This is a genomic window from Mesorhizobium sp. B2-3-14 (assembly GCF_006442175.1).
In the GTDB taxonomy this organism is placed as follows: Bacteria; Pseudomonadota; Alphaproteobacteria; order Rhizobiales; family Rhizobiaceae; genus Mesorhizobium; species Mesorhizobium australicum.
Genome location: NZ_VFVP01000005.1, coordinates 358,191 through 372,225, shown reverse-complemented (window position 1 = coordinate 372,225; position 14,035 = coordinate 358,191). Strand labels below are relative to the sequence as shown.

General features: G+C 63.7%; 15 protein-coding genes. 5 read left to right on the top strand and 10 right to left on the bottom strand.

Annotated elements, in window-relative coordinates:
- Window position 1: 1 nt before the first annotated feature.
- Both FJ950_RS16250 and FJ950_RS16245 read left to right on the top strand, forming a co-directional pair.
- Window positions 2-2,281 (top strand): xanthine dehydrogenase family protein molybdopterin-binding subunit, encoded by a 2,280-nt coding sequence (locus tag FJ950_RS16250; protein WP_140617518.1) that lies wholly within the window; start codon window positions 2-4, stop codon window positions 2,279-2,281.
- Between the two features lie 119 nt (window positions 2,282-2,400).
- Window positions 2,401-2,607, top strand: coding sequence for a hypothetical protein (locus FJ950_RS16245; RefSeq protein ID WP_140617517.1), 207 nt, complete (start codon window positions 2,401-2,403; stop codon window positions 2,605-2,607).
- Window positions 2,608-2,902: 295 nt separating this feature from the next.
- On the opposite strand, the gene FJ950_RS16235 is transcribed toward FJ950_RS16245, so the two are convergent.
- The 9 genes from FJ950_RS16235 to FJ950_RS16195 form a co-directional block, all read right to left on the bottom strand.
- Window positions 2,903-3,178: a hypothetical protein gene (locus tag FJ950_RS16235; RefSeq protein ID WP_015319109.1), complete on the bottom strand. Its 276-nt coding sequence runs from the start codon at window positions 3,176-3,178 to the stop codon at window positions 2,903-2,905.
- 68 nt (window positions 3,179-3,246) lie between these two features.
- Window positions 3,247-3,765 (bottom strand): ferritin-like domain-containing protein, encoded by a 519-nt coding sequence (locus FJ950_RS16230; RefSeq protein WP_015319108.1) that lies wholly within the window; start codon window positions 3,763-3,765, stop codon window positions 3,247-3,249.
- Window positions 3,766-3,922: 157 nt separating this feature from the next.
- Complete coding sequence (locus FJ950_RS16225; RefSeq protein ID WP_140617516.1) at window positions 3,923-4,924, bottom strand: ATP-dependent DNA ligase; 1,002 nt, start codon at window positions 4,922-4,924, stop codon at window positions 3,923-3,925.
- Window positions 4,925-4,996: 72 nt separating this feature from the next.
- Complete coding sequence (locus FJ950_RS16220) at window positions 4,997-5,440, bottom strand: PPC domain-containing DNA-binding protein (protein WP_015319106.1); 444 nt, start codon at window positions 5,438-5,440, stop codon at window positions 4,997-4,999.
- 26 nt (window positions 5,441-5,466) lie between these two features.
- Entirely contained in the window at window positions 5,467-5,784 is a 318-nt protein-coding gene (locus FJ950_RS16215; RefSeq protein ID WP_015319105.1) for a hypothetical protein, read from the bottom strand.
- A gap of 112 nt (window positions 5,785-5,896) precedes the next feature.
- Complete coding sequence (locus tag FJ950_RS16210; protein ID WP_140617515.1) at window positions 5,897-6,082, bottom strand: hypothetical protein; 186 nt, start codon at window positions 6,080-6,082, stop codon at window positions 5,897-5,899.
- A gap of 20 nt (window positions 6,083-6,102) precedes the next feature.
- Window positions 6,103-7,815 carry an HAD-IIB family hydrolase gene (locus FJ950_RS16205; protein WP_140617514.1) on the bottom strand — a complete coding sequence of 571 codons (1,713 nt, stop codon included), beginning with the start codon at window positions 7,813-7,815 and terminating at the stop codon, window positions 6,103-6,105.
- Window positions 7,816-7,825: 10 nt separating this feature from the next.
- On the bottom strand, window positions 7,826-8,797 hold the full coding sequence (locus tag FJ950_RS16200; RefSeq protein WP_140617513.1) for an SDR family oxidoreductase: 972 nt from the start codon (window positions 8,795-8,797) through the stop codon (window positions 7,826-7,828).
- Window positions 8,798-8,889: 92 nt separating this feature from the next.
- Window positions 8,890-9,204, bottom strand: coding sequence for a hypothetical protein (locus FJ950_RS16195; protein WP_140617512.1), 315 nt, complete (start codon window positions 9,202-9,204; stop codon window positions 8,890-8,892).
- Window positions 9,205-9,504: 300 nt separating this feature from the next.
- Here FJ950_RS16195 and msuE point away from each other — a divergent pair, with 300 nt between their 5' ends.
- On the top strand, window positions 9,505-10,065 hold the full coding sequence (gene msuE, locus FJ950_RS16190) for an FMN reductase (protein ID WP_140617612.1): 561 nt from the start codon (window positions 9,505-9,507) through the stop codon (window positions 10,063-10,065).
- 201 nt (window positions 10,066-10,266) lie between these two features.
- Here the strand turns inward: msuE and FJ950_RS16185 are convergent, their stop codons facing one another.
- Window positions 10,267-11,550 (bottom strand): FAD-binding oxidoreductase, encoded by a 1,284-nt coding sequence (locus tag FJ950_RS16185; RefSeq protein WP_140617511.1) that lies wholly within the window; start codon window positions 11,548-11,550, stop codon window positions 10,267-10,269.
- A 304-nt stretch (window positions 11,551-11,854) separates the two neighbouring features.
- On the opposite strand from FJ950_RS16185, the gene FJ950_RS16180 reads away from it, so the two are divergent.
- Window positions 11,855-12,628, top strand: a complete 774-nt coding sequence (locus tag FJ950_RS16180; RefSeq protein WP_015319098.1) for a glucose 1-dehydrogenase — start codon at window positions 11,855-11,857, stop codon at window positions 12,626-12,628.
- Between the two features lie 79 nt (window positions 12,629-12,707).
- Window positions 12,708-14,030 carry a histidinol dehydrogenase gene (gene hisD, locus FJ950_RS16175; RefSeq protein ID WP_140617510.1) on the top strand — a complete coding sequence of 441 codons (1,323 nt, stop codon included), beginning with the start codon at window positions 12,708-12,710 and terminating at the stop codon, window positions 14,028-14,030.
- Window positions 14,031-14,035: the final 5 nt, after the last annotated feature.

Here is a 14,035-nt window from a genome sequence, read left to right as displayed (position 1 = left end):
CATGAACGCAGCCGCTCCGCAGCCCAAGGAGAACATGGGTGTCCCGCTGCCGCGCATCGACGGGCGGCTGAAGGTGACCGGCCAGGCGAGTTATCCGGCGGACCTCGCGGCGGCCAATGTCGCCTATGGCGCGCTGGCCACCAGCAGTATCGCCAGGGGCACGGTGACGGGACTTCACCTGGACAGTGCCCGAGCGGTGCCGGGCGTGCTCGACATCGTGACCTATGGCGACATGGACGCGGTGGACAAGCCGAAATTCGGCAATACCGCCGCCGCCTCGATCGCGCCGCTGCATGACCGGAAGGTCTTTCACGATGGGCAGATCATTGCCTTGGTGGTCGCCGAGACCTTCGAGGCGGCGGAGGAGGCTGCGCTGCTGATCCGCGCCGACTACGCCGAGGAGAAACCGAGTGCGGGCTTCGACAGCCCTGGAGCAACGACCATTGCCGCCGCGGGCAAAAGCCCGATGTTCAAGGAAGACGTCAAGGTCGGCGATTTCGATGCTGCCTATGCCGCTGCTCCGGTCAGGATCGATGCACGCTATTCGACACCAACGCAGCACCACAATCCGATCGAACTGTTTTCGACGACGGCAATGTGGCAGGGCGATCAACTCACCATTCATGAGCCGTCCCAGAACGTCACCGGCTGGAAGGCCGAACTTGCCAGGCAGTTGAAGATCGATCCGGCGAAGGTGCGCATTGTCAGCCCATACATCGGCGGCGCATTCGGCTCGAAGGGACCGATGACGGCCCGCACGGCGATCGTCGCGGTTGCGGCAAGGCGTCTCGGCCGGCCGGTGCGTTGCGTGGTCAGCCGCATGCAGGCGTTTGGTACCCAGACCTATCGCGCCGAGACCAGACACCGGATCCGCATGGGCGCCGACAAGGACGGCCGCATAACCGCTTTCGCGCATGAGGGCTGGGAGGTGACATCGCGCCCCGATCCCTACGTGGTCGGGGGAACGTCGGCGACCGGCCGCATGTATGATTACGGCGCGGTGCTTACGCACGTGTCGCTGGTCCAGGCGGACCGCAACACGCCCGGCTACATGCGTTCGCCTCCCGAGACGCCTTACGTCTACGCGCTGGAGAACGCCATGGACGAGATGGCGGTGGCCCTGGCCATGGACCCGGTGGAGTTCCGAAGGGTGAACGAGCCAAAAGCCGAGCCGATCGGGAGAAAGCCGTTCTCGAGCCGCTCGCTGATGCAATGCTACGATCAGGCGGCGGACGCATTCGGCTGGACGAAGCGGGACGCCAAGGTCGGGTCGATGCACGACGGCGACTGGTTGATCGGCATGGGTTGCGCGACGGCGATCTATCCGACCTCGTCGGCTCCCTGCGCTGCGCGCGTATGGCTGACCGTCGACGGCGATGTGCGCGTCCAGAGCGGCTCGCATGAAATCGGCACCGGCGTGCGCACGGTCGCCGGCCAGACGGCAGCAGAGCGCCTCGGTGTCGCCATGGACAGGGTGAGCGTCGAGATGGGCGACAGCACCTTGCCCCCGGCGCCCGTGTCGGGAGGGTCTATCTCCACGGCAAGCGTCTGTTCGGCGGTGCTCAAGGCCTGCGACGCGATCAGGACGAAGCTGTTTGCCGCGGCGACCGGCGAAGGTGGTGCGCTTGCCGGCGCCCACAATGAGGAGCTGGATATCCTCGATGGCAAAATCATTGCCAAGGGCGGCGCTTCGGCAAAGGTCGAGGACGTCTTGAAAACCATGCGGGTGGGGGCGATCGAGGAGTATGCCGAGTATGCGCCCAAGGGGGCGAGCCCCGAAGCGCTCAAGAAGCTCTATGCCGGCCAGCCGGAGTTTCACGGCGGCGAGCAGGACGAGGATTCGGTGAAATATGCATTCGGCGCGGAATTCGTCGAAGTTCGCATCAATCGCCTTACCAGGGAAATCCGCGTGCCGCGCATTGTCGGGGCCTTTGCCGCCGGCCGCATCATGAACACGCGCACGGCGCGCAGCCAACTGATGGGCGGAATGATCTGGGGCATCGGCCAGGCGCTGCATGAGGGGACCGAGGTCGACAGCCGCTATGCCCGCTACGTCAATCGAGATCTGCAGGACTACCTCGTGCCGGTCAATGCCGACATCAAGGATCTCCAGGTGATTCTGGTTCCGGAGATTGACCACGAGGTCAATCCGGCAGGCGTCAAAGGCCTCGGAGAACTGGGCAATGTCGGCACGGCGGCCGCCGTTGCCAGCGCGGTCTACCATGCGACTGGCAAACGCATCCGCGATCTTCCGATCAGGATCGAGCAGCTTATCGTCTGATCTGGCCTACCCCATGGGCGGTCCGATTCACGAAATATTACGTGAGGGAACGTCCGGGCCGCCAGCGTCTTTGACCCTTGAGGCGGTTGATCGCCTCGCATAACTCAAAGGAGAAGAAGATGCCCAATCAAGGTGGTAGCCATGAGCAACATGTGAAAGCAGGCCAGCAGAGCCACAAGAACATGGACGATAAGAACCGCCGTCAGCAGCAGCAGGCGGCCGGTGGCAACCATCGCCAACAAGGCGGCGACAGCGCCGGCACGACGCGTGGCGGAACCCATGAACAGCATGTGAGAGCTGGCGAGCAAAGCCACAAGAATCGCTAGCAAACCTGTGTGGCTCCGTGCCCGTCCCGAGCGCTCGGGACGGGCTCTGCATGCGACCGTGCTGGGCAGAGCCGACCCGCACAGTTCGCCGAAAGAGAGACAGATTTGATGCCCGATCCGAGAGAACCCGACCCCAACCGCGACGTACCCATGCCGGCACCCAATTGGAAGCCCAAGCCGATCGGCGAACCGGAGCCGGAAGGATTGCCCGATGAGGCGCCGTTACCCAATCCTGACGAGAACGAAGAGCCCCCAATGCACGCGGTCGGTTGAGCGGAATCCGCCCGTAGTTTGGTCACTCCTCGTCGAAGCGGCCGCCTTCCCTTGAAGGATCGCGTGACAGCACCGCTTCCTCGACATCGTCGGGCAATGCCTCGTCGCTTTCCTGGTAGGCGTTGTCGTCATCTTCCTCGGGCAATTCGCCGTCGGCCTCGTCTTCCACCTCGACGTCATCCGGAAGGATTTTCGCGCCTGCTAGCGCGTCCCAGTCCTGCTGCTCTACCGTGGGACCTTCAGTCTCCGTCGGGTCTTCCGTCTGAACTGCGGGTTGCTCTCTTTTGCGGGGGTCCATTGTCGTTCTCCGAAATCCGGGGAGTTTGCCCCGGATCGCCTGAAGCGCCCGGGGCAACAGCTCGCCAGCTAGGCGGCCTGTTCCAGGGCACGCTCGTTGACGCCACCCTCGCCAAGGCTGGAAAGTGCCTCGTCGGTCGCCGTCTCCTCCTCGAGAGTCTCGTTCAGGAGTTTGACCACGTCGCTCTTGCCGAGCTGTTCGGCCCAGGCGATCAGCGTCCCGTAGCGCGCGATCTCGTAGTGTTCGACGGCCTGCGCCGCCCCGACCAGCCCAGCATCCAGCGCGGGGTCGCCCTTGTATTCCTGGAGGATTTCCGAACCCTCCTCGATGATGCCGTCGATGGCCGGACAGGTCTTGCCCCGGGCCGGCTTGTCAAGGAGTTCGAAGATCTGTTCGAGGCGGTCGACCTGGCCCTCGGTTTCCTGCAGGTGTTTCTCGAATGCTGCCGAAACATCTTCGGATTCGGCGCCTTTTGCCATTTTCGGCAGCGCCTTCAGGATTTTCTTCTCGGCGTAGTAGATGTCCTTCAGCCCGTCGAGGAACAGGGCTTCAAGCCCTTTCGTTGCCGCTTTCTTCGCAGTCGCCATGATTGTCATCTCCAATTGTCGTGAAGCCCACCAGCGGTGTAGCTGGAGCACAACTTGCCGTGAGGACGGTTGTTCCAGCCATCTCGCAAAGAGGCGACCGCTGCGTAGGCTCTCATCGCGACCGGGCTTCGCAAGCGCGTCCGCGGCACGAACTCCATCACTGGATCTGTTGCATGGTGCATTGACGCGGCGCCTTGTCCGGCCGCCAGCGCAACAGTTTGGTGCCATGCCGGAACCTGTCGCCGGTGACATGGTCGAAGCGGACCTCGACCACCAGTTCCGGCCGCAGGGGCTCCCATTCGCCGCTGCGCTTCGTGCTCCAGCGGCTAGGCCCGCCCGGCGCCTTGCCGGTGAAGCCGGGTCCGCCACGCAGCTTTTCCAGCTTTCGGGTGACGCCAGCCCGGTCATCCCTGCCGATGGTCGAGGTAAAGCCGACATGGTCGAGCTTGCCCCTATCATCGTAAAGGCCGAGCAGGAGCGAGCCGACCTCCTTGCTGCCGGTCAGATAGCGGAATCCTCCAACCACGCAGTCGGCCGTACGCAACCGTTTGACCTTGACCATCGCGCGTTCCCCTGGACGGTAGGGGTCGGCCAGCAATTTGGCGACCACGCCGTCGGTGGAACCATGGCCGGCTTCCTCGAGCCAGCGTCTGGCGGCCGCCGGATCGGTCGTGCTGGGCGAGAGCCGCAAGCCAGGCTCGGCGTAGTCCTGAACGAAGCCCTCGATCGCCCGGCGTCGTTGCGACAACGGCTCGCCGAGCAGGATCGTGCCGCCCGGCGCGACCGGCATGTCGAACAGGATCAGCAGGGCAGGCGTTTGCGCGCTCAGCTTGCGGATGCGGCTTTCGGCTGGGTGAAGCCGCATCTGCAGCGCGTCGAAAGAAAGCTGGCCCTCGAGCTCGATGACGATCTCGCCATCGACCACGAAATTGCGGGCCTCGACTTGCCGCAGCATGGCGACGAGCTCCGGGAAGTAACGACCGAGCGGTTTGCCGGATTTGGCGCGCAAGTCGACATCCGTGTCGCCTTTGAAGGCGAGGCAGCGAAACCCGTCCCATTTGGGCTCGTATTGCCAAAAGCCCTCCCCATCCGGCAGGGCGTCGGCTGCCTTGGCCTCCATGGGGGGCGTGTTCAGGGGTAGGGCAAAGCTGTCCGTCATTGCCTTACGTCGCTTTCTGGGGCACGCGCCAGCGGCGAAGCCCGCCAACCTGCAGGACACCCGGCGGCAGCTTCAGGCACCGAGATCTATCAAAGCCACGCCGAATTCGGCTCGCTTGCGGCGGCGCAGGTGACCCGGCGCTTCCACCACGGTAATTTCCAATGTCGGCCGAACGGTGCCTTCGAGCAGATGGCCGCCTTTGGTCGTGCCGTCGCTCAAGCCAAGCACCGCGTGGACATGAAGGCTTGGCTTGCCATCATCACCTGTCGCGACATCACCGATCGCGCTCAGGACCTCGCATTGTTCGTCGATCGGGATTTTTCGATAGCTCTTCGCCTCCAGGTCGAACCAACCGACGGTGGCCCGTTGGAACGCGCCGATCGCCGTCAGGGAGGCGCTGCCGATCTTCTGCTCGACCGCGAAGCTGGTCAGTGCCGCGAACGCTTCCTCGCCCGGGTCGAGCACCACGACAAATGTCCGTTGGCCATTGGCCTCGTTGACGAGTCGCGATTTCATGCCGGCGTTCCAATTCTCGCGGTCGGTCAGTGGGCGTGGTGTTCGGCGTTCCTCTTGCGGGTCGCCGCCGCCTTCTTTGCCGATTCGGACCGGCTGGCGGCCGATCGGGAAGCGGACGCCTTTCCGCCGCTTTTGCCGCCCTTGTGCGCCGCTGGGTGACCCGTGTGCTTGCCACGCCCGGAGCCGCCTTCCTTCTTGCCGCCACCATCGTCCTTGTTGACCGTCGCCCATGCGCGCCGCTCGGCTTCCTTGTCGGAGACGCCACGCTTCTCGTAGCCTTCGGCAATATGGTCGGCCTTGCGTTCCTGCTTGTCGGTGTATTTGGATTTATCGCCTCGGGGCATGATCGTTTCTCCTTCTCGATGGAGGTTGAACGCCAAGTCGGCGCCCGGGTTCCAATCGCGGTCAGCCTTGCCCGACACACCCTGTCGCGGCGGCTGTTGCAACCAGGCAGGTTTAACCGATCGCGAACCTGACCACCGCCGCCAGGATCAGGATGCCGACCAGTCCTGCCACGAAGATGATCCGGCGCGTGCGGGTTCGCAGGATGATCTCGCCTTGCGAAGCCTGGCGCGCGGAGAAGACAGGTCCATTTTCGCCGCGTCCGTCTTTGTCGTCTTTGCCATGCCGGTCGTCGCTCATGACCGCCTCCTGTCGGGCTGTTACGCCTCTGGCGCCGTCGCGGGTGCCGTGTAGCGCCGCCGAACGGCATCGAGCACCCGTTTGCGGCTCTCGTCAGCCGAAAGCTTGCTGTCCTTTTCCGCCTCGACGGTTTCGCGGGCGAGGTCCTTGTCCCTGATCTGGTGGCGGAACCATTTCGAATAGTCGCCCGCGCGCAAATGGAACTCCCAGGTCTTGTCGTCTATGCCTTCGGCCATCTGAGCAAAGATCATCAGATTATGGGCCCTGAGGTTCATCGCGTCGTCGGGACCGCGGAAATAGAAGCTGCCGGTCTCATCGAGTTGACCCTCGGCATATTTACGGCTGTGGCGCTTGAGCGACTGGCGAGGTTCTATGACCTTGACCGTCGTGAGTTTTTTGCGCGCCCCCGGCCGCCAGAACAGAACCCGATCGCCCTTGGGCGTGGGAATGTCCTTCGGCGGCTCGATGCCGGTCTCATGGCAGAAGGTCTTCACCACGTCCTTCGCCTTCGGGCCAAGGGCGATGACGGCCGTCATCAGGCGCAGGGCGTCGGTCGAAATCGCCTCGGGATGGACGGTGATCAGGATCGTGCCCGGCAGTTCCAGGGAGAGCACGGCGCGGGTGTCGTCGCGCCGCTTCGGAAGAAGATGGTGCGCTTCGTCGATGACCAGCCAATGCGGCCTTGCGGTGCGGCGGCGGAAACTGCCAAGGCCAGGCAGCAGGTCGGCAAAGAAGTCTGGCCGTTCGTTGACACGCAGCGCCAGCCCATTGACGACAACATTGCTGTCGGCCTTGGCGATCAGGTCGAGCACCTGCGCCTTTGTCGGCGCGCTCGATGCATCCCCCAGCCGAACGGCGCCCTCGAGGCCGTCATAGTCACCCTCCGGGTCGAAGACGCAAAACTGAAATTGGCTGTCGACGAAGCGTTCCGTCAGTGCGGTGGCCAAAGTGGATTTGCCGATGCCCGAACTGCCGGCGATGAGCACGCTTTCGGTCGGTGACAGATAGATGTCATCGCCACCGGACGATCCCAGAACAATCCCGCCATGACGCTTCGGCACGATCCCGTGGTCGCTTTTTATCAGCTTGGCGATCAGTTCCTCGACGCCTTTGCCGCGTGCGCCGCGCGTGACCAGGTCCGCGGTGCTTTTGACTGCGGGAATGGCATTGTCGACCGCAACGCTGCAGCCGCAGGCCTTCAGGAAGGCGTGATCGTTCTCGGCGTCGCCGATACCCACAACATTGTGCGGCGACAGGTGAAGGTCCTCGAGCGCGGCCGCCAGACCGGTGGCCTTGTTGACGCCGCTCGGCAGGATCATCACCGCGCCCTTGTTGAAGATGATTTCGAGTTCGAGCCCCATCTTCTTGATGACCTCGAGCACGGTCGCCTGATGCGGTTCCCAGGTGGCGACGATCGACCGCCCCACGGAAAGTGGCTTCACCCCCTGCTTTTTTAGCCTGGCGACGAATTCGGGCTCCGGCGATGGTGAGATCGCCCGCTCTTCCTCGCTAGCCGGTGTGTAGATCAAGGCGCCGTTTTCGGCGACGACCTTGTCGAACAGGCCGACATCGGGAAACACGCGCTTGAGGTCGGGCAACTCGCGGCCAGTGACCAGAAGCAGTTTACGGCCACTTTTCTTGAACCGCTCCAGTGCCGCGAGCGTCTTGTTGGAGACCGTCCCGTCATGTGCGAGCGTCCCGTCATAGTCGGTCGCCAAGGCAATGAAATACATTGCGCTGACCTCAGTAGCCGCCGACGATCGGCAGGATCTCGCCGGTGATGTAACTCGAGCAGTGCGGGGAGGCGAGGAAGACATAGGCGGGAGCCAGTTCCTCCGGTTGGGCCGGCCGTTTCATCGGCGTGTCGGCACCAAATTTCGAGACGTCGTCGGCTTCCTTGTCGGACGGATTGAGCGGCGTCCAAACCGGGCCAGGCGCGACCGCGTTCACCCTGATGCCCTTGGCGATGAGGTTGCCCGAAAGCGCGCGCGTGAAAGCATGGATGCCGCCCTTGGTCATCGAATAGTCGACCAGCTGCTTCGAGCCTTCTATGCCGGTAACCGAACCCGTGTTGACGATCGCCGAGCCCGGCTTCATGTGGGGCACGGCTTCCTGCGCCATATGGAAATAGCCATAGAGATTGGTCTTCAGCGTCGTGTCGAAATGTTCTTCGGTCAGGTCGCCGAAGTCGCTGGAATGGATCTGGAAGGCGGCGTTGTTGACCAGCACGTCGATGCGGCCGAATGTTTCGACCGTGGTCGCCACGGCATCGTGGCAGTCCTGGCGTTCACTGACGTCGGCCTTCAACAGGATGCAGCGTCGGCCTTCTTTTTCGACAGCGGATTTTGTCTCCTCGGCATCCCTGTCCTCGGCCAGGTAGACGACTGCGATGTCGGCGCCTTCGCGAGCGAACAAAACCGCGACCGCGCGGCCGATACCCGAATCGCCACCAGTGATGAGAGCCACCTTCCCTTCGAGTTTATTTGATCCGACATAGTAGGGTGCATCGTAGAGCGGAGCAGGCTCGATCGTCGCTTCATGCCCGGGTTTCGCCTGATGTTGCTTGGGGAAGGGCGGCTCGGGATAGGGGCGCGCGCCTGCCTGCATGGCGTGCTCCGCCTTTCCGTTGCGCTTCGATTTGTCCTTGGCATCGATCCCGCGCTGGATATGGCGCTGCTTGGCGACTTCACCGGCCGTTTGTGACTTCGTCTGCATGGTCGTCTCCTCGGCTGAAGAAAGTTCAACGCGCGGCAGACCGGCGGTCTGCGCGGCGCATGGCTTGTCAGAAGGTATCGCCCCCGTCCGCGTCAGTCCTTGACATAGGCGCCGGGTTGGCGGCCCGACCTAGGAGCCTTCGCGTCCTTCGAGTGCTCGGAGATCGCCGGGCCCGCGCCGGATGTCTTCTCCGTTGCGGGGCTGGGCGTCGCCTTGCGAGGCGGGTTCTGTCCTTCTGACTGGTGTGTCTCTTCATTTGTCTGATCCGCCGGTCGCGTAAGCCCCATTCCGCCTGCCGGCGGCTTGTTGCCCGCTGCGTCAACCGAGAAATCATCGTTCGGATCCGGGCCGGTCCTGGCGGGATACTTCCGTGCGCCCGTTTCATATTCGGTTCTGTCGCGTGCCATGGCTTCCTCCGTATTTGGCTGAACGGAAAACAGCCGCCGGGCGATCAGGTTCCGAACAAACGGTGATGGTCCCCCTTTTCGCCACCGGTCGCATCGCCCTTCGCGTGCGATGGCTGCCAAGTGCATCTGGATCGGGTGACGTCATCATCCGGCATGCAGGCGGGCGATCTGGCTCCCCGGGAGAAAAATCTTTTCCGATTTCCTCCCACGGCGACCGTGAATTCCTTTTGTTCGGCAGCAATGTCTATAAAAACTATGGACATTGGCAAACTGGTTCGAAAAGATCACAGGGCATCCATCATGACCAATCCGGCCATTGTCGGCTTCTCCGGCAATTTCACGCGGCCCTCCAAGACCCGTGGCTTCGTGGACCATATCGTGACGGAGATCGCCGGACGATACGGCCTCGCCGCCAGCACCCATGACATCGTCGATCTCGGTCCCAGCCTTGGCAATGCCAAAGCCACTCGGGACCTGGACGAGCAGGCCCGCGCCGTCCTCGAGCGGATCCTGACCGCCGATGTCCTGGTGGTCGGCTCGCCCACCTACAAAGGCAGCTATACCGGGCTGTTCAAGCATTTCTTCGATCTCGTCGATCCGGCGGCCCTCAGGGGCAAGCCGGTGCTGCTGGCGGCGACCGGCGGCGGCGATCGCCATGCATTGATCGTCGAGCATCAGCTGCGGCCGCTGTTCGGCTTTTTCGAAGCCTTTGCGCTGCCGACGGCCATATACGCCTCGGAGAAAGATTTCGCTGATGGCGTGCTGGCATCCGAAGCGATCCAGGCCCGCATTGGCCTCGCCGTGGACGATGTCGGTCTGGCGCTCTTCGGCCGGCAGCACGCCAGGATAGCCGCCGAGTAGCGTGCTCGGAACATATCCCGCTCCGACCGCTGGCGCGCTGAGGCGCTTGGCTGAAGCCCGCCGTTGAACGCGCCTGCGCGCCGCAGGGCGACTTGCAGTGCACGGTCGCAAATCAGCGGGCGCTGATGCTCCGCATGCATGGACGACCACGCCCGAAGATTGTCCGCTGCCAAGACCGGAGCATAGCGGCGTGCTTTTCCGTTACCGGCCGAACCGGTCCTTCACCCGGCCCGAAAGGATCGCCGCTCTGACGCCAAGCGGCCAGAAGCGGTGGAGCCGGATCGGCTTCAGCCCCGATATCGGCATCGGGAAGGGAATGGTCTCGTCGCCGCGAAGGCGGTTTGCCAGCGCATTGCCCATCGCCGAGGCCATGGCAACACCGCGGCCATTGTAGCCAAGGCAGATCAGCACGCCGTCTTCCGGCTCGTGAACGTGTAGAAGATAGTCCTTGGTGACCGCGACCCGGCCGTTCCAGCCATGTGTCCACCCAGCTCCAGCAAGCGCCGGCCAGAGCCGTAGCGCATAGTCGGTGAGATAGCGGATGGCGGAAGCATCGCCGATGGGCCTCATCGGTCCCCGTCCGCCCATGAGGAGCCGGTTCTGGACGTCGATGCGGTAATAGACGGTGATGTTGCCGGCTTCGTAGACGACCGGCCTTTCGGGAAGAATTGCGGCCGCGACCGTGGGCGACAGCGGTTCGGTCGCCGCGATGGCGCTGAACACCGGAACCAGCGACTGCTCCAGGCCAGGCCACAAGTTTCCCGTGTAGCCGTTTGTCGCCACAAGGACCTTCTCGGCGCTGACGGATCCGTTTGCGGTCTCGAGGAGCCAGCGCCCGGCCTGCCTGCTGAGCGAGAGAACCTCGCTGCCGCCAAATATCCGCGCGCCGGCCTTCCGCGCGGCGGCCGCCAGGCCACGCGCGTATTTCAAGGGATGGAGGTCGCCGCCGCGAGCATCGAACATGCCGAACATGTATCTGTCCGTGCCGGTTCGCGCCGCCATCGCTTTTGCGTCAAGCAAGCCGACCGGCATCCCCCGCCGCTCGCATTGGTTGGCCGTGGCCCGCACCGCGGCTGCCGGCTGCGGCCGGATGGCCGCGCGTATGGTGCCGTTCTGCCGGACCTCGCAATCGATCGACAGGCGCTTGATGAGGCTGAAGGTGAAATCCGGAGCACCGTAGGAGAAGTCGATCATCCGCGACCCCAGCTCGGGGCCGAACATGGCTTCGATCGTGTCGGGATCGTATTTGAGGCCGGGATTGACCTGGCCGCCATTCCTGCCCGAGGCTCCCCATCCCGGCTGATAGGCCTCGAGCACGCAGACGTCGTCGCCGGCTTCCGCCAGATGCAAGGCAGTCGACAGGCCGGTCAAGCCAGCGCCGACAATGGCGACCCTTGCCCGCTGCGCGCCGGCAAGGGAGGGGTAGTTGCCGGTGCCGCCAGCCGTATCGCGATAGAGGCTCCGGGGCGGGCTGCTTTCGTTCATGGACGAGGCTCTCACGACAAGGCGGCCGGCTCGAGGGGCACGATAGCTTTCAACGGCCGATATCCCGCACGCGCGGCAGACCCAGACTTTCGTGTCGGGTACGCCAGGCAATTCTGCTTGCTTTCGGGAGGTTACGACATTTGCGACAGGGCTGCCGCCCGTGGCATCTCGTATGAAGAGCCAACTACGCGATCCTGGTGCGGCGGCTGACGTCACGTTATCGCAATCAGCTTTGTTTGTATATGCTTGTATATGTAAGTCGATCTGGTAGTCTCTGGGCTATGGAGCGGCCAAGGAGGATCACATGCGCGACGCTTCTCTTTTCGACCTCTCCGGCAGGAAGGCGCTTGTCACCGGCGCCAGCCGTGGCATTGGCCGCAGCATCGCCGGGGCGCTGAGCGCGGCCGGCGCCGACGTCGCGGTCACGGCGCGTAGCCTGGACTCGCTTGACGAGACGACGGCGGCCATCCGCGCGGCCGGCGGGGTTGCGCACGCCATTGCGCTTGACGTGACCGATGTCGACCAGTGCCGCACGGTTATCGCCGAGGCAGCCCGCCTGCTTGGCGGCTTCGACATTCTCGTCAACAATGCCGGAGTGGAAGAGGTCCGGCCCTCGCTCGACGTTGACGAGCCACTGTGGGACCGGATCGTCGATACCAATCTCAAAGGGGCGTTCTTCTGCGCCCAGGCGGCGGCACGGCAGATGCGGGACGCCGGGCGGCCCGGCGCCATCATCAACCTCTGCTCGTTGACTTCAGAAGTCGGCATTCCGACGGCGGTGCCATACGGCTCGTCCAAGTCGGGCCTGCTCGGCATGACCCGGGCGCTGGCAGCGGAATGGGCGCAGCTTGGCATCAGGGTCAACGCCATCGCCCCGGGCTATTTCAGGACGGCGATGACGGAGGTGTTCTACGCCGACGAAGCGTGGCGGCAATCCATGCTCGCCAAAATCCCGCAGCATCGTTTCGGCGATCTGCGCGACTTGCACGGCGTCGCCGTGTTCCTTGCTTCGGATGCCTCAGCCTACATTACCGGCCAGTCCATTCCGGTGGATGGCGGTTTCCTCGCATCGATCTGAGGCGGCTCGCCCAGGTTAGAGAACAAAGTCTTCCGCAATGTGACCGGCCGGCGCATTGCTCTGAACAGAAGGAGCACCCATGTCCGACATCAGCTTCCACGATCTGTCATCCCTCGATGCCACGCAACGGGCCGGTCTGCTGAAACGCGCCGAAGGCGATCTGTCGGCCTTCGTCGAAAAGGTCCGCCCGATCATCCAGGCCGTCAGGGAAGAGGGTGACGCCGCCCTGATCCGTTTCGCCAGGGAGTTCGACAAGGCCAATGTGAGGGAGGGCGGACTGAAAGTGTCGGAAGCGGAGTTCGATGCGGCCTTCGACAAGGTCGAGAAGGAAGTCGTGGAGAGCATCAGGTTCGGCATCGAGAATATCAGGCATTTTCATGAAGAGCAGAAGCCGGAGACCATGTGGCTCAAGGAGATCCGGCCGGGCGCCTATGCCGGCGACCGGTATACGCCGATCGCATCGGTCGCGCTCTACGTGCCGCGCGGCAAGGGCGCCTTTCCGTCGGTGACGATGATGACGTCGGTTCCGGCTGTCATTGCCGGCGTGCCGCGGATCGCAATCGTGACGCCGCCAACCTCGGATGGTTCGGTGGACGCGGCGACGCTGGTCGCCGCTCGCCTTGCTGGCGTCGGGACCGTCTACAAATGCGGCGGTGCTCAAGCCGTTGCCGCCATCGCCTACGGCACCGAGACGGTGAAGCCGGCGCTCAAGATCGTCGGCCCGGGCAGTCCCTGGGTGGTGGCGGCCAAGAGCGTGCTGTCCTCGATCATCAATACGGGCCTCCCGGCCGGACCGTCGGAAGCCATCATCTTTGCCGACGACAGCGTCGACGGAGGCCTTGCCGCGCTCGATCTGCTGATCGAAGCCGAGCACGGGCCGGATTCTTCAGCCTATCTGGTGACGCACAGCCGAAAGGTCGCCGAGGCAGCCCTTGCTGCACTTCCCGACCACTGGTCGCGGATGACCGAACAGCGTGTGGAATTCTCGCGCGCGGTGCTGACCGGAAAGCGCGGCGGCATCGTGCTGACGGCGTCGCTGGAGGAAAGCTATCGCTTCATCAACGACTACGCGCCCGAACATCTGGAAATCCTGTCGAAGGAGCCGTTCGCGCATCTCGGCCACATCACCGAGGCGGCCGAAATCCTCATGGGCCCGCATACGCCGGTGACCCTTGCCAACTTCGTCCTCGGGCCGAATGCGGTGCTGCCGACCAGCCGCTGGGCGCGAACCTACGGGCCGCTTTCGGTGACGGATTTCGTCAAGCGCTCTTCGGTCGGCTATGTCACCTCGGCCGCGTATCCGGAACTGGCGCAGCATGCCCGCAGGCTCGCCCGCTACGAGGGCTTCAGCTCGCATGAAAACGCGGTCTCGGAAATCCGCGACCGCTATCTCGCCGGCTGAGCGGA

What these genes read in the sequence shown, in the direction of transcription:
- FJ950_RS16220 (WP_015319106.1), bottom strand. Translation starts at nt 5,440, where the DNA reads ATGAAATCGCGACTCGTCAACGAGGCCAATGGCCAACGGACATTTGTC.
- FJ950_RS16215 (WP_015319105.1), bottom strand. Translation starts at nt 5,784, where the DNA reads ATGCCCCGAGGCGATAAATCCAAATACACCGACAAGCAGGAACGCAAG.
- msuE (WP_140617612.1), top strand. Translation starts at nt 9,505, where the DNA reads ATGACCAATCCGGCCATTGTCGGCTTCTCCGGCAATTTCACGCGGCCC.
- FJ950_RS16235 (WP_015319109.1), bottom strand. Translation starts at nt 3,178, where the DNA reads ATGGACCCCCGCAAAAGAGAGCAACCCGCAGTTCAGACGGAAGACCCG.
- FJ950_RS16245 (WP_140617517.1), top strand. Translation starts at nt 2,401, where the DNA reads ATGCCCAATCAAGGTGGTAGCCATGAGCAACATGTGAAAGCAGGCCAG.
- FJ950_RS16205 (WP_140617514.1), bottom strand. Translation starts at nt 7,815, where the DNA reads ATGTATTTCATTGCCTTGGCGACCGACTATGACGGGACGCTCGCACAT.
- FJ950_RS16180 (WP_015319098.1), top strand. Translation starts at nt 11,855, where the DNA reads ATGCGCGACGCTTCTCTTTTCGACCTCTCCGGCAGGAAGGCGCTTGTC.
- FJ950_RS16210 (WP_140617515.1), bottom strand. Translation starts at nt 6,082, where the DNA reads ATGAGCGACGACCGGCATGGCAAAGACGACAAAGACGGACGCGGCGAA.
- FJ950_RS16200 (WP_140617513.1), bottom strand. Translation starts at nt 8,797, where the DNA reads ATGCAGACGAAGTCACAAACGGCCGGTGAAGTCGCCAAGCAGCGCCAT.
- FJ950_RS16225 (WP_140617516.1), bottom strand. Translation starts at nt 4,924, where the DNA reads ATGACGGACAGCTTTGCCCTACCCCTGAACACGCCCCCCATGGAGGCC.
- hisD (WP_140617510.1), top strand. Translation starts at nt 12,708, where the DNA reads ATGTCCGACATCAGCTTCCACGATCTGTCATCCCTCGATGCCACGCAA.
- FJ950_RS16230 (WP_015319108.1), bottom strand. Translation starts at nt 3,765, where the DNA reads ATGGCGACTGCGAAGAAAGCGGCAACGAAAGGGCTTGAAGCCCTGTTC.
- FJ950_RS16195 (WP_140617512.1), bottom strand. Translation starts at nt 9,204, where the DNA reads ATGGCACGCGACAGAACCGAATATGAAACGGGCGCACGGAAGTATCCC.
- FJ950_RS16185 (WP_140617511.1), bottom strand. Translation starts at nt 11,550, where the DNA reads ATGAACGAAAGCAGCCCGCCCCGGAGCCTCTATCGCGATACGGCTGGC.
- FJ950_RS16250 (WP_140617518.1), top strand. Translation starts at nt 2, where the DNA reads ATGAACGCAGCCGCTCCGCAGCCCAAGGAGAACATGGGTGTCCCGCTG.